Source organism: Ottowia thiooxydans (genome assembly GCF_040548795.1).
Taxonomy (GTDB): Bacteria; Pseudomonadota; Gammaproteobacteria; order Burkholderiales; family Burkholderiaceae_C; genus Ottowia; species Ottowia thiooxydans_A.
In genome coordinates this window covers 1-13,220 of record NZ_JBEPSH010000012.1, presented here as the reverse complement: position 1 = coordinate 13,220, position 13,220 = coordinate 1, and the positions used below count along the sequence as shown (strand labels likewise).

Annotated in this window: 12 protein-coding genes; 5 read left to right on the top strand and 7 right to left on the bottom strand. The window is 58.5% G+C overall.

Features of this window, described 5'->3' with window-relative positions; translation table 11 throughout:
* Positions 1–160: 160 nt before the first annotated feature.
* From ABIE13_RS24155 to ABIE13_RS24135, 5 genes are all read right to left on the bottom strand, one after another.
* Positions 161–496, bottom strand: coding sequence for an EthD family reductase (locus tag ABIE13_RS24155; protein ID WP_354448290.1), 336 nt, complete (start codon positions 494–496; stop codon positions 161–163).
* Positions 497–515: 19 nt separating this feature from the next.
* Positions 516–1,481: a Bug family tripartite tricarboxylate transporter substrate binding protein gene (locus ABIE13_RS24150; protein WP_354448289.1), complete on the bottom strand. Its 966-nt coding sequence runs from the start codon at positions 1,479–1,481 to the stop codon at positions 516–518.
* A gap of 43 nt (positions 1,482–1,524) precedes the next feature.
* Positions 1,525–1,860: an EthD family reductase gene (locus tag ABIE13_RS24145; RefSeq protein WP_354448287.1), complete on the bottom strand. Its 336-nt coding sequence runs from the start codon at positions 1,858–1,860 to the stop codon at positions 1,525–1,527.
* 12 nt (positions 1,861–1,872) lie between these two features.
* The gene (locus ABIE13_RS24140; protein WP_354448285.1) at positions 1,873–2,832 is read right to left on the bottom strand and encodes a Bug family tripartite tricarboxylate transporter substrate binding protein; all 960 of its coding nucleotides are present in this window, start codon (positions 2,830–2,832) and stop codon (positions 1,873–1,875) included.
* A gap of 167 nt (positions 2,833–2,999) precedes the next feature.
* On the bottom strand, positions 3,000–4,001 hold the full coding sequence (locus tag ABIE13_RS24135; RefSeq protein WP_354448283.1) for a Bug family tripartite tricarboxylate transporter substrate binding protein: 1,002 nt from the start codon (positions 3,999–4,001) through the stop codon (positions 3,000–3,002).
* 307 nt (positions 4,002–4,308) lie between these two features.
* Between ABIE13_RS24135 and glmU the strand changes: the two genes are divergently transcribed.
* Positions 4,309–5,763: a bifunctional UDP-N-acetylglucosamine diphosphorylase/glucosamine-1-phosphate N-acetyltransferase GlmU gene (glmU, locus tag ABIE13_RS24130; protein WP_354448281.1), complete on the top strand. Its 1,455-nt coding sequence runs from the start codon at positions 4,309–4,311 to the stop codon at positions 5,761–5,763.
* Between the two features lie 38 nt (positions 5,764–5,801).
* On the opposite strand, the gene ABIE13_RS24125 is transcribed toward glmU, so the two are convergent.
* Positions 5,802–6,545, bottom strand: a complete 744-nt coding sequence (locus ABIE13_RS24125) for a GntR family transcriptional regulator (protein ID WP_354448279.1) — start codon at positions 6,543–6,545, stop codon at positions 5,802–5,804.
* Positions 6,546–6,672: 127 nt separating this feature from the next.
* Here ABIE13_RS24125 and ABIE13_RS24120 point away from each other — a divergent pair, with 127 nt between their 5' ends.
* Genes ABIE13_RS24120 through leuD form a run of 4 tightly spaced genes read left to right on the top strand, consistent with a single transcriptional unit; the run spans position 6,673 to position 10,588 of the window.
* Positions 6,673–7,653, top strand: coding sequence for a Bug family tripartite tricarboxylate transporter substrate binding protein (locus ABIE13_RS24120; protein ID WP_354448277.1), 981 nt, complete (start codon positions 6,673–6,675; stop codon positions 7,651–7,653).
* The gene (locus ABIE13_RS24115; protein WP_354448275.1) at positions 7,650–8,519 is read left to right on the top strand and encodes an isocitrate lyase/PEP mutase family protein; all 870 of its coding nucleotides are present in this window, start codon (positions 7,650–7,652) and stop codon (positions 8,517–8,519) included. Before ABIE13_RS24120 ends, ABIE13_RS24115 begins: the two co-directional genes overlap by 4 nt.
* Positions 8,516–9,949, top strand: coding sequence for a 3-isopropylmalate dehydratase large subunit (locus ABIE13_RS24110; RefSeq protein ID WP_354448273.1), 1,434 nt, complete (start codon positions 8,516–8,518; stop codon positions 9,947–9,949). Before ABIE13_RS24115 ends, ABIE13_RS24110 begins: the two co-directional genes overlap by 4 nt.
* A 9-nt stretch (positions 9,950–9,958) precedes the next feature.
* Positions 9,959–10,588, top strand: a complete 630-nt coding sequence (leuD, locus tag ABIE13_RS24105; protein WP_354448271.1) for a 3-isopropylmalate dehydratase small subunit — start codon at positions 9,959–9,961, stop codon at positions 10,586–10,588.
* 49 nt (positions 10,589–10,637) lie between these two features.
* Here leuD and ABIE13_RS24100 read toward each other — a convergent pair whose 3' ends face one another.
* Entirely contained in the window at positions 10,638–12,521 is a 1,884-nt protein-coding gene (locus ABIE13_RS24100) for an ATP-binding cassette domain-containing protein (RefSeq protein ID WP_354448269.1), read from the bottom strand.
* Positions 12,522–13,220 lie beyond the last annotated feature (699 nt).

Genomic DNA, 13,220 nt, shown 5'->3' with positions numbered 1-13,220 from the left:
AAAAGGTCACGCCATGGCGTGACCTTTTTTTTGTTCTCCGCGCCGTCAAGAGCAAGCGCAGGGGCAGGGCTTGCAGACCACGCGCCTGATGCGTGTGGCGGTAACTTTGGCCTCAGCGGTCTGAGCCCCCTCGAGCCAGCGATCCTTAGGGACCGATGACTTAGGAACCGATGATGATGTCCTCACGCGTAGTGAACATCTTGATCTTGCTGATGAAGGTCGCACCGTCCGCGTGCAAGCGTTTGGCTTCAGGCGATTCGTTGGCGCGCTTCATAGACTCCAGATCGTCATACCAGAGCTCTGCAATGCCGTCTATTTCGCCTTCGATAGAAGGCATATCAGGCCGTGTTCGCTCCGCGAGGATATGCGTCAATACGTAGCGGCGCAAACCAGGCACCGAGCGAGCCAAAGGGGCATGAACGTTCACCCAATGGTCCACGAATTGTTCATGCGTGATGTCGCTCTTGCGAACGAGAAGAGATAGGCTTTTGATCACGTCGGTTCTTTCAGTAGATTCACTCTATGACGATGTTGGCGCCGCGGATGATTTTTTTCCAGTAGCTGTCTTCTTCCTGGATCTGACGCGCCAACTCCTCTGGGGTTGAAGAAACAGCACTCATGCCCTGAGACTGGAACTGCTCCTTGTAGTCAGGCATGCTCGTGATTCGAGCGGCCGCTTGCTGCAGTGTCTTGACCACGGCATCTGGGGTTCCAGCGGGAGCAAAAATGCCATACCAGCTAAGAGTTTCAAAACCCGACAGACCTTGTTCTTTGAACGTCGGCACATCTGCAGCCACGGGAATGCGCGAAGTCGACGTAGCCGCCAACGCGCGCAGTTTGCCTGCCTTGACCTGCTGTATGCCTGTGACTGCTGCGTCTACTAGAAACGTGATCTGGCCGCCCATGACATCGGTCAGTGCGGGAGATGTGCCCTTGTAGGGAATGTGGCGGACATCGGTTTGGGATTGAGCCTTCAGAACTTCCCCCCAAAGGTGGCCGGAGCTGCCCTGACCCGCCGAGCCATAAGTGACTTTGCCAGGGTTCGCCTTGGCATACGCCACCAGCTCGGGAATGGTCTTGGCAGGGAAGTCGTGCTTGACGTACAGCAGACTCGCAAATGTGGAAGTCAAGCTGATGGGCTTGAAATCCTTGACCGCATAGGAGAGGTTGGGATAGAGCGACGGATTGACCGTCATGATGCCTGCAGATGAATAGAACAGCGTGTAGCCATCAGCGGGAGCACGCAGTGCGGCAGACGCGCCAATGCTTCCGTTGGCGCCGCCCATGTTTTCGACAATGACCTGCTGACCCAGCACCTCAGACAGCTTGTTGGCTGTCAGGCGCGCAGAGGAGGAAGCCGAGCCTCCGGGAGCAAAGGGAACGATCAGCCGTACCGGTTTTTCTGGCCATGCGGCCACAGCGGGAGTGACAGCAACCGCGTAGAAACCTGCCACCAGCAGGCCAAGAACGGATCTACTCAAAATTATCTCCTGGATCTTTTTGGATTTTTAGAAGCTCTATCGTTCATCCGACAACGACTTCTTCTTTGACGATGAAGGTCTTCTGACGGCCTATGAAAGAAGCTCCGTGAGCCAGCCAACGCTTACCTTCTTCCGAAGCGAAGGCACGATCCGTGCTCGCTTGATCGTCCCACCAAGTCTCGGCAATACCATCGACATCGCCCATATCCCACACCACAGGTACGTCTGCACGCTGTGGTTGAGAAGTAATGTGATCAATCACATAGCGGCGCATCTCGGGAACCGCATGGGCAATAGGGAGATGGTCTTTCCAGTGCTTGAGAAACTCTTCCTTGGACATGCCCTCTTTGCGGGTCAGTATTGAAATTCTCTTGATCATTTGCGTTGCTCCTTATTCAGCTTTGATTCCTGCGGTCTCGATCACTTTTTTCCACAAGGCGTGGTCAGCGCGAACGCGCTGTTCCAATTCCTTCGGAGAACTACCGACGGCTTTCATGCCAGCGTTGGCGTAACGTTCCACAATTTCAGGCGTCTTCAAGATGGCGTTGACTTCAGTGTTGAGTCGCTGCACGACGGCTGCAGGAAGGTTCGCTGGTCCAAATACCGCCATGAAGCCCGTCACTTCGAACTTGGGAACGGCCTCAGCTATAGGAGGAACCTTGGGAAGAAGGGCATCCCTGGCGACGCCCGATGTGCCCAATGCAATCAACTTGCCAGATTCCAGATAAGGCAACACTTCGGAGATCGTTCCGAACATCCAGTCGATGTGACCCGCAATCACGTCGGTGAGCGCTGGCCCGTTACCTTTGTAAGGGACATGAATGAACTTCAGGCGTGCCTGAGAAGCCAAAACCTCTGCAGTCAGATGATTGCTCGAACCGTTGCCCGCACTCCCGTAGCGCAGTGCGCCGGGCTTGCTTTTGGCCAGCGCCAGGAACTCCTCCATGTTCTTCACGCCAAGCGCAGGATTGACCACGAGAATATTCACATATTCATTGATCATCGCAATGGGTGTGAAGTCCTTCAAGGCATCGTATGGCGGTTTGGCAAGAAGATGCGGCGTGATGGTGTGGCTGGCCGAGTTACCCAGGCCAATGACATAGCCGTCGGCTTTGGCTTGTGCAATCCGGGTTGCCCCGATAGAGCCACCCGCACCGCCGATGTTCTCGATGACAACCGGTTGACCAAGCCGTTGCTGCAATCTCTCTACCAACGGTCTGCTCATCAGGTCGGTCGCTCCGCCAGGTGGAAAGGGAACGATGTACTTGACTGCGTGAGTCGGCCACGTTTGCGCGTGTGCGGCTACCACAGCGAGTGAAAGCGCAGTGGCGCCCAAAATGCGTTTGATCACAGGTCTCCTTGTTTGTTGTGAATTCAGTTTATTTAGGAGTCAGCTTCGCGTAAGCCCCTTTGCGCGCACTTCTGCTTTGCGTATCAGCGCAAGGCTGATGTGAAGTGGCCATGCCGATTGACCGTCCGCCGGAGATCTCGTCGATTGATCCCGGTATCCAACCGCTTTCAGGTATCCAGTTTGATACCGCGATCCTTGATGATCTTTCTCCACGTTTCTATTTCTCTAGCCAGGAAGACTTCAAACTCCTTGGGTGTGGTGCCCCGCGCACGAATGCCTTCCAAGGCCAACTTGGGAGCCAGTTCTGGGGCATTCACCGCTTCAACGATGGCTTTGTTCAAGCGCTCAACAATGGGTGCTGGCGTATTGGCCGGGGCAGCAAATGCCCACCATGCTTCTATGGCGTAGCTGGGGTAACCCGCTTCGGCAATGGTGGGGTAGTCCTTGAATGCTGGCGATCGTTCAGCGCTGGTAATGGCGAGAACGCGCACGCGGTCTGATTTCAGAGCCGAGGCTGCTCCAGAGTAGGAGCTGAAGGTGTAGTCGAGTTGCCCACCGATCAGGTCTGTGATGACGGGGGCGGTACCTTTATAGGGCACGTGCAGCATTTTGATGTCTGCCACCGATTCGAGCATCTCGCCCATGAGGTGCGCAGTACCTCCAGTGCCGGACGATCCGAACGTGTACTGTCCTGGCTTTTCCTTGGCCAGCCGCACAAGGTCTTTGACGTTCTTCGCCGCGGCATCCTTGCGTGCAAGCAATAGGAGAGGGGCGCTGGCCGCCAATGTGATTGGCGTGAAGCTCTTGATGGAATCGTAGGGGAGGTTGCCTACCAGGCTGGCATTGATGGCGTGAGCCGGCGGCATCTGCAGCAGGGTGTAGCCATCCGGCTTGGCTGTCGCCACGGCTTGTGTACCGATGAGCGTGTTGCCGCCTGCCCGGTTTTCCACAATGACCGACTGTTTGAGTGATTTGGTCATCTGGTCGGCAATCGCCCGAGCCAGCACGTCATTGATGGCGCCTGGAGGGTAGGGCACCACAATTTTGATCACACGGTTGGGAAAATCGTTGGCATAAACACCTGCAGACACCGCTGCGAGTCCACCGGCGAAGGCTTGAAGAACGCGTCGACGAGATGCCGAGGCTGTTGGGCCACCTTGATTGATCATGAAACTGTCTCCCAGGTTGTTGTCGATTCAGTGTAGTAATTGGAGTCAGTTTTCTGTAAGCCCCTCTGCCTGCACTTCTGCTTTGCGTATAGACGCAAGGCTGATGAAACTGGTGGGTACTTGTTGACGCTGGGAGCACCCAGTCCTTCACCTTGAAGTTGTATGAAGCAGCCACCTCACGCTGGACAATGAGACTCAGGGTCGGTGCGGGTCCAAGGGGTGTCTGACGATGGAAATGCAGGCGTTCACACAGTTCGTTGCACAGCCTCATCACCCCGTGTTCTGGCGCGACCGATAATTCGTCTCCATGACAGAACCCATCGCATCCCCGATCTTCAATTCCGTCGACGTCGTCATCATGGCGGCGGGCAAGGGCACACGCATGAAAAGTCGCCTGCCCAAGGTGCTGCATCGGCTGGCTGGACGGCCCCTGCTGGGGCACGTACTCCGCGCAGCCGAGGGGCTTGGCGCACGGGGAGCGACGCTGGTGGTCGGCCACGGGGCCGCTGAGGTTCAAGCATTCTGTGGGGCGACTCCCAAGTCGAACCCGGGTGAAACTGTTCAACTACCGCTTCAGTTCGTGCTTCAGGAGCCGCAACTGGGCACGGGGCATGCGGTGCAACAGGCGGCTCCGTTGCTGCCCGATGATGGTGTCACTTTGGTTCTCAATGGAGATGTTCCCTTGGTGGAGCCCGCCACTTTGCAGCGCCTGGTGGCCCAGTGCGGTGGACATCAGATCGCACTGCTCACGGTAGACACAGGCGAAGATGCCGGGGCGTATGGCCGCATCGTGCGCGCCGCTCAGCGAGCAGGCGATGCCCCGGTGGAAGCCATCGTGGAGGCTCGCGACGCCACGCCTGCTCAGCGAGAGATCACCGAGTGGTACAGCGGCGTCATGGCCGCACCCACCGCCTTGTTGAAGAAGTACCTGGCGCTCCTGCGTGACGACAACGCGCAAAAGGAGTTTTATCTGACGGATGTGGTCAAGCATGCGGTAGCCCATGGCACGCCCGTCGTCGCGCTGAAAATCGCTGATGAAATGGAAGTGGCCGGCGTCAATAGCCCGGTACAGTTGGCTGAATTGGAGCGCGGAGTACAACGGCGCGCTGCCACGGGTCTGATGGAGTCCGGCGTGCGACTGATGGACCCTGCCCGGTTTGACCTGCGAGGGGAACTGGAGTGCGGACAAGACGTCGAGATCGACGTCGGTTGTATTTTCGAGGGCGTGGTTTCCCTGGCAGACGGAGTAAGAATCGGCGCGCACTGCGTGATCGCGAACGCCCGAATAGAAGCTGGCGCCGTGATCCATCCTTTTACACACATTGACGGTGGCCGCGAAGGCGTCACAGTGGGGGCGGGCGCTTTGGTTGGACCCTATGCCCGCCTGCGCCCCGGTGCGCGCTTGGGCGCTGAGGTGCACATTGGCAATTTCGTCGAGGTCAAGAACTCCACCCTGGCAGCCGGTGCCAAAGCCAATCACCTTGCCTACCTGGGTGACGCCACTGTGGGCGAACGCGTGAACTACGGTGCAGGCAGCATCACCGCCAACTATGACGGTGCGAACAAGCACCGGACCGTGATCGAAGCAGACGTCCATGTGGGCAGCAACTGCGTGCTGGTGGCTCCGGTGACCCTTGGTGCTGGTGCCACGATCGGAGGTGGCTCTACCATTACCAAGAATGTTCCTGAAGGAGCCCTGAGCGTCGCGCGTGGAAAGCAGATCACGCTGGCTCAGTGGGATCGGCCCAAAAAAGGCACTTAAGACGTCCGTGCCAGTGGCACTGGCCACGCCACCACGGCTTACTGATAGTCGAACCAGACTTTGGTGGCGTCTTCTTCGAGTGAAAGACGCATGCCTATTTCAAATCTGTCGGCTCTGTACCAGCCTAGAAGAAATTGAATAGGTTGGCCCTGGGGATCAAAAAGTACCCTGTGAATCTTCCAGACTGGTGAGCCTTCGGCAATCCCCAGATGCCGCGCTGCGCCCGAGGGGGCAGGGATGCAAGTGAACCGCTGCTCGGCGGAGGCAATGCGGGTACCGCTTGACTCCAGAATCTGCACCAAAGCCTTGCGCTCCAGCTCAGCGCGGGTGAGAGGATGCCCTATAACCACGGGCAGATAGGTCTCGGTATAGGTGAGCGGGGCGGTTTCGTCCGATCGCAGACGCACGACGTGCGTGACCACCGTACCTGCTGGCACCTGCAGCGAGGTCGCTACGGAAGCGCTTGCTGAAACGCGCCCAAAGTAGAGCACCTTGCGATGGTCACGGCGGCCACGGTCAAGAAATTTATCGACATGCTCGCGCAGAAGTCGACGTCGCGCCGCCATGTCAGGGCCGCCCGTGGCTTGGGTGCCACGGCGTTGCTGGCGCTTGATCAGTCCCGAATCCTCCAGCGCACGCAGAGCGCTGCGGACAGTCACGCGCGCCACAGAAAATTCCGTCGCCAGCGCCCGCTCGCCCGGCAAACCTTGCGCGTAGTCGCCGCGCTGGATGCGTTGAGCCAGGGTGTATTCGACTTTGCGGTATTTGAGGGTAGGGGACATAAGAAAGAGCAGTGGCTGGGATGGTGCTGCAGCTCTGGTCTTATTGCGATAGGACCAATGGTCTTATTGTGTGCCAGGTCCGGGTTATGGACACTGCGACCCTGAACTACAAAAAACGGAGACCTCAATGAAAATGAACCGCCGCCAATGGCTGCATGCAGGGGCGTGCAGCGGCTTGGGCCTCACTTGGCCTCACATGGCCGCCGCCCAGAACGAATATCCCAGCCGCCCGATCACTTTCGTCGTGCCGTTTACCGCAGGAGGCGGCGGAGACATGGTGGCGCGCCTGATGGCCAAGCATCTGGGCGAGCGCTTGAAGACGGCGGTCGTCGTGGAAAACAAAGCTGGGGCGGGGGGCACCATCGGCAGCGCTCACGTATTGCGTTCCCCACCGGATGGCTACACCTTGCTCAACATGTCAAGCAGCTATGCCATGCAGGCCGCCACGACGAACGTACCCTTCGATCCAATTCGCGATGTGCAGCCACTTCTGATGGTGTCGCGCGATCCGGGTGTGATTTTGGTCAATGCCAACTCCAAGCTCCGCACAGGCAAGGACTTGTTCCAGGCCGCCAGGCAGAACCCAGGTCGTTTGACCTATGGCTCAGCCGGAATCGGCACCATCGCCCACCTTGGCATGGAGGCTTTGGCTTTTCACATGGGCGTGCAGATGCAGCACGTTCCCTACAAAGGTTCATCGCAAGCCTTTAATGACCTTTTGTCAGGATCGATCGATCTGATGCTCACCACCTCTACTTATGGGGCGAGTTTCGTCAAGTCAGGGCGCGCCCACGCTCTGGGGATCTGTGGCTCGGAACGCACCGAGGTGTTACCCCAGGTGCCCAGCTTCGTTGAGCAAGGGTGGCCGGATTACGTACTCTACGACTGGAAAGCCATTGCCGGACCGGCCGGCATGCCGCCTCAGGTGGTGCAAACATTGAACAAGGCCATGAACGACGTGCTGGCACTGGACGCTGTCAAGGACAAGTTCCGAGCCGACGGCGTTGCCATTGTGGGTGGTCCGCCAGAAGTGTTGGCCAAGACCTTGCGCGACGAGATTGGTGCCTGGAAATCTCTGGTCAAACGTGCCAACGTGGTGGTGCAATGAGCATGAAGCCCGCTCATGCGCAGCTGCGCGCTGAGTTGCGTGCTGGCGCAGGCATGTTGATGCCGGGCGCAGGCAACGCGCTGGCGGCGCGTTTCATCGAGCGTGCGGGATTTCGTTCGCTCATGGTCAGCGGCGCCGCCGTGGCTAATTCGTACCTGGGGATGCCGGATATCGGGCTGGTGTCGGTCACGGAGTTGGCGCAGCACGTGGCAGCGGTCCGCGAGGCTGTGAGTCTTCCCATCCTTGCAGATGCAGACACTGGCTTTGGAAACGCATTGAATACCCGCCGTACCGTCCAATTGCTGGAGCGCGCTGGGGCCAATGCCATCATGCTGGAAGACCAGACCTATCCCAAGCGGTGCGGCCACTTCGATGGCAAAGGCGTGGTGTCCACGCAGGAAATGGTTTCCAAGATCAAGGCCGCAGTGGATGCGCGCCAAGATGATGGGCTGATGATCCTTGCGCGCACGGATTCACGTGCGGTGGAGGGCTTCGAAGCGGCCCTGGACCGTGCACGCGCCTATAAGGCCGCTGGGGCCGATTTCCTGTTTGTGGAAGCACCCTTGACGCGGGAGGAACTGCTGGCCATCCCCCGGGAAGTGCCGGGCATTCATATGTGCAATATGGTGATTGGTGGCAAGACACCGCTGCTGCCGCGCGAGGAGTTGGCTGCGGCGGGGTATGCAGCCATCTGCTATGCCAATGCCGCGCTGCAGGCGTCCATGCTCGCCATGGAACGTGTACTTGGGCACTTGCATCAGCATGGGTCCATAGAGGGCGCCGAAGATCAACTCATGATGTTTGCTGAGCGTCAGCAAGTGTTGGATGGCGCCGGCTTCAAGGCGCTGGAGCAGAGGTACGCATGAGCATGAAAGCGCCGCCACCGCCCCGAACTTTCCTGGACAAGGTGTGGGCTGAACACCGCATTCTTCCTCTATCACCAGATGCAGACTTGCTTCAGATCGACAGGTTGATACTGCATGAACTCTCGGGCAGCCAGGTCATGCGTGCATTGGGCGAAAGCGGAAGAACCCCGATGGCGCGCGATCAGGTGCTCACTGTGATCGAGCACCTGATCTCCACTCGCCCTGGCCGCGGGCCGGTCGAATCGCCGTCGAAGAGCGGTCCCATCATGATCGAGACCACGCGTCAGGCCTCGCGTGACTGGGGTCTGAAATTCTTTGACTACGATCATCCGCTGCAAGGTATCGCCCACGTCGTAGCACCTGAACAAGGCATCGTGTTTCCGGGCGCCACGCTGGTTTGTTGCGATAGTCACACCAGCACCGTGGGAGGCATCGGTGCCTTGGCCTGGGGCATCGGTGCGAGCGAGGCTGAGCACGTACTGGCGACCCAGGCCCTGGCGCAGACACGTCCGCGCCGTATGCGGGTGAATTTCAACGGAACGATAGGTGAAGGCGTCTATGCCAAGGACCTTATCCTGGCACTCATAGGCCAGTTAGGGGCTCAGGGCGGTATAGGCTACGCCGTGGAGTACGCCGGCTCCGCCATCGCCAGTCTGCCTGTAGAGGGCAGACTCACGCTCTGCAATATGTCGGTGGAGTTCTCAGCCAAGTACGGCTTTGTTCCGGCTGACGACATCACGTTCGAGTACCTGGTTGGTCGCCGGTTCTCGCCGCGCGGGGCCGCGTGGGATCAAGCTGTGGCGCATTGGCGCAATCTGCGCACCGACGAAGGAGCCCAATTCGACAAAGAAGTGGATATTGACTGCCGCAGCCTGACCCCGCAGATTACCTGGGGGGTCAGTCCGCAGCAGGTTCTATCGGTGCGAGATGTTGTGCCCGACCCCGCTGATGCCCCGGATGCCGAGTCCCGCGCATTGGCTGAGAGAGCCGTCCGTTATATGCGGCTCACACCGGGAACGCCCCTTCTGGGCACGGCGATCGACGCGGCCTATATTGGCTCGTGCACGAATGCTCGTCTTTCGGACTTGCGTGCCGCGGCACGTTTGCTTCGAGGCCGACATGTCAAGCCAGGCATCCAGGCTGTGTGTGTGCCAGGGTCCACTCCCGTCAAGCACGCCGCAGAGGCGGAAGGTCTGGACCGTGTGTTCATGGACGCAGGATTCGAATGGCGAGAAGCCGCTTGCGGCTTTTGCGCCAATATGGGTGATGCGCGGTTTGCTGATCAGCGCGTCATCAGCACCACCAACCGCAATTTCGAAGACCGCCAGGGCCCTGCCACCCGCACCCACCTGGCCAGTCCCGCTACCGTTGCAGCTTCAGCCATCGCTGGCTGCATTGCCGACCCCCGCCTTTTCACGGCGATCGACTGAAGATTGATCATGGAAGCTTTCCGCCACGTGAGCGGCATCGCCGCCCCCCTGCTGCGCATCAATATCGATACGGATCAGATCATCCCGGCCCTTTTCCTGGGCGGTACAGACGCCAAAGGGTACGGGGCCAACCTCTTCCACCACTGGCGCTTCTTGCCAGATGGATCGCCCAACGGGGATTTCGTGCTCAACCAGGCCCCCTACGATCGCGCTCAGGTACTGCTGGCTGACCGCAATTTTGGATGTGGCTCTTCGCGCGAGCGAGCGCCCAAGGCCCTGCGCGAATTCGGTTTTCGCGCCGTCATAGCTCCATCTTTCGGGGGGATTTTCTACAACAACTGTTTTCGCAACGGCATGCTGCCGGTGGAGTTGCCCATCGAGCATGTGCGCACGATCGCGCAGGAAGTTGAGTCAAGCAAGGGGTTGGGCCGTGTCACCGTGGACCTGGAACGCCAGTGTGTGGAGTCGCCCACAGGCCAGGTGTGGTCCTTTACAGCGCCCCAGGCCTTGCGTGCGATGTTGCTCGAAGGCATGGACGAGATTGCCCTGACGCTTCAGCGCTTGCCAGAGATCGAGGAGTTTCGCGCGGCAGACCAAAAACTCAGGCCCTGGGCGTACGCCATGTCTGCAGCCTCCTAGCCAGAATACTCCGGCTAAGCGCGGCTAATTCAGTCAGCCTCGGGGCTTCTCAAGCAGACAGGCTTTCCCAGCGCTCCATGGCGGCCAAAAGCTCCTCATCTATGGCCGCATCGCGCGCTTGCATGGCCATGGCCTTTTGAAGGTCCGTTTGATAGAGCGTGCCGTCCGCCAGGGCCGCGCGCAGGAGGTTCTGTTCCTTCTCCAGCGCCTCGATCTGGGCGGGCAAGGTGTCCAGCTCACGCTGATCCTTGTATGAGAGCTTCTTCTTCACCGGCGCACTGACGGGCTGGGGTGCCTGCGCAGGAGTTGCCGGCTCGCTCACAGCTTGGGCTTGATCCCCATCTGCTGCCTGCAGATTTCGCCACCGCGCGCTTTGCGTCAACCAGTCTTGCACGCCGCCTTCGTACTCGCGCCACAGGCCTGGACCTTCCCAGGCAATCGTACTGGTGGCCACGTTGTCCAGAAAAGCCCGGTCATGGCTGACCAGAAACACCGTGCCGTCATAGGTCTGAAGCAAATCCTCCAGCAATTCCAGCGTATCTATATCCAGATCGTTGGTCGGCTCGTCCAGCACCAGGACGTTGGCCGGACGCGCGAACAAGCGGGCCAGCAATAACCGGTTGCGTTCTCCGCCTGAGAGGCTGCGTACAGGTGAAGCTGCACGCGCCGGGCTGAAAAGGAAATCCGACAGGTAACTCTTCACGTGCTGCCGGCGGGCGCCGATCTCAATCCATTCGCTGCCCGGGCTGATGAAGTCGGCCAGCGTGGCGTTCAAGTCCAGAGCGTCACGCATTTGATCAAAGTAGGCCACCTGCAGGTTGGCGCCGAGCTTGATTTCTCCACTGTCCGGTACCAGCTGGCCAAGGATCAGCTTGAGCAGTGTCGTCTTGCCTGCACCGTTGGGGCCAATCAGACCCACCTTGTCTCCGCGCAGTACCGTGGTGGTGAGATCGCGCACGATTTGTTTGCTACCAAAAGACAGGCACACATCGCTGAGATCCGCCACGAGTTTGCCCTGGTAGCCGCCCACGCCTGCAGAATCTACATCCATGCGCACCCGACCCACAGCGTCGCGACGGGCCGAGCGCTGGGCCCGCAGCTCATGCAGCCGGTTGATACGACCCTGCGCGCGTGTACGGCGTGCTTCCACGCCCTTTCGAATCCAGACCTCTTCCTGAGCCAGAAGCTTGTCAGCCCGCGCGTTGATGGTCGCTTCCTGAGCCAACTGCTCTTCCTTGCTGATTTGATAGGCGGCGAAGTTGCCGGGGTAGGAGCGCAGTTGGCCGCGGTCAAGCTCTACGATGCGTGTGGCCACACTATCCAGGAATGCACGGTCGTGCGTAATAGTGACGAGGCTGCCCTTGAAGTCCTTGAGCAACTCCTCCAACCACTGAATGGCGTCCAGGTCCAGGTGGTTCGTTGGTTCATCGAGCAGAAGAACGTCTGGCCGCTTGACCAGCGCCTGCGCCAGGGCTACGCGCTTCTTGGTTCCACCAGAAAGCTTGCCGATCACACCTTCAGGGGGAAGATTCAGCCGGTCCAGGGTTTCTTCCACGCGTTGTTCCCACGTCCAGCCGTCCTGAGACTCGATCTCCGCCTGCATGGTGTCCAGGTCCCCGGCACCTGTGCTGTAGGCATCAATGAGCGCACGCACATTAGCCAGGCTGGAAGCAACGGTATCAAATACAGTGGCTTCAGCATCCAGAGTGGGTTCCTGGGCGACGAAAGCCACGCGCAGATCCAGCCGCTTTTGCAAAGCGCCGTCGTCCGGGCGCTCCATGCCCGCCAGAATGCGCAATAAGGAAGACTTGCCCGCGCCATTGCGGCCAATCAGGCCTACACGCTCGTTCTCTTCCAGAGCGAAGTCTGCATGGTCAAGCAGCGGTACATGGCCAAAGGCAAGTTGGGCGTCGAGCAGGGTAAGCAGGGCCATCTGTATAGAGACTTAAGGAAAGCAAAAAAGATGTGCCGAGTCTGACAGGTCGGCGCAACAAATAATTTCCGCGGCCAATTTGCCACCGCCCAAAAAACAATGTTATAGTCTCGCTCCTTCGCTGATAACTGCACGCAGTTTGAAGCGGGGCGAAGCAAGCGGAGCCGGAAGGTGAGGGTTGCGGTGGGTTGAGAGGCTGGTGGGTTGATCGAATGATTAGCTGGCCGGCGCAAAGACCCCGATAGTTGCAAGGTTAATAAATCTCATGCAATAATCGAAGGCTTCGCTGATAACTGATAGGCAATTCAGCGGGGTGGCAGGCAGATTGATTAGTTGATCTGATTGCTGGTGATTTAGGGGTGGTTTTAGTTCTTCGGAGCGGGCTGCAAATAAATCAGAAAAGTTTGACAGAACTTCAAAATCTGTGCCATAATCGAGGGCTTCGCTGATAACTAATAAGTTCTTAGCGGGGTTAGCAAGAAGGGTTAAGAGATTAATCTGATTGCGGTGGGTTTAGATTGGGGTTGGGTGGTTTTGAAGTAATTCGAAGCGGCGCAAAATCAGTAGAAACCCTCAAGTTTGACAGGTCTTTAAAATCTGTGCGATAATTCAAGGCTTCGCTGATCGCAGCGAGTCAGGCAGAAAACGAATGAGTTTTTGCCGGGTTCATTAAAAATATACAGCCGATAAGCGTGGGCG

What these genes read in the sequence shown, in the direction of transcription:
- ABIE13_RS24145 (WP_354448287.1), bottom strand. Translation starts at nt 1,860, where the DNA reads ATGATCAAGAGAATTTCAATACTGACCCGCAAAGAGGGCATGTCCAAG.
- leuD (WP_354448271.1), top strand. Translation starts at nt 9,959, where the DNA reads ATGGAAGCTTTCCGCCACGTGAGCGGCATCGCCGCCCCCCTGCTGCGC.
- ABIE13_RS24100 (WP_354448269.1), bottom strand. Translation starts at nt 12,521, where the DNA reads ATGGCCCTGCTTACCCTGCTCGACGCCCAACTTGCCTTTGGCCATGTA.
- ABIE13_RS24135 (WP_354448283.1), bottom strand. Translation starts at nt 4,001, where the DNA reads ATGATCAATCAAGGTGGCCCAACAGCCTCGGCATCTCGTCGACGCGTT.
- ABIE13_RS24120 (WP_354448277.1), top strand. Translation starts at nt 6,673, where the DNA reads ATGAAAATGAACCGCCGCCAATGGCTGCATGCAGGGGCGTGCAGCGGC.
- ABIE13_RS24115 (WP_354448275.1), top strand. Translation starts at nt 7,650, where the DNA reads ATGAGCATGAAGCCCGCTCATGCGCAGCTGCGCGCTGAGTTGCGTGCT.
- glmU (WP_354448281.1), top strand. Translation starts at nt 4,309, where the DNA reads ATGACAGAACCCATCGCATCCCCGATCTTCAATTCCGTCGACGTCGTC.
- ABIE13_RS24125 (WP_354448279.1), bottom strand. Translation starts at nt 6,545, where the DNA reads ATGTCCCCTACCCTCAAATACCGCAAAGTCGAATACACCCTGGCTCAA.
- ABIE13_RS24110 (WP_354448273.1), top strand. Translation starts at nt 8,516, where the DNA reads ATGAGCATGAAAGCGCCGCCACCGCCCCGAACTTTCCTGGACAAGGTG.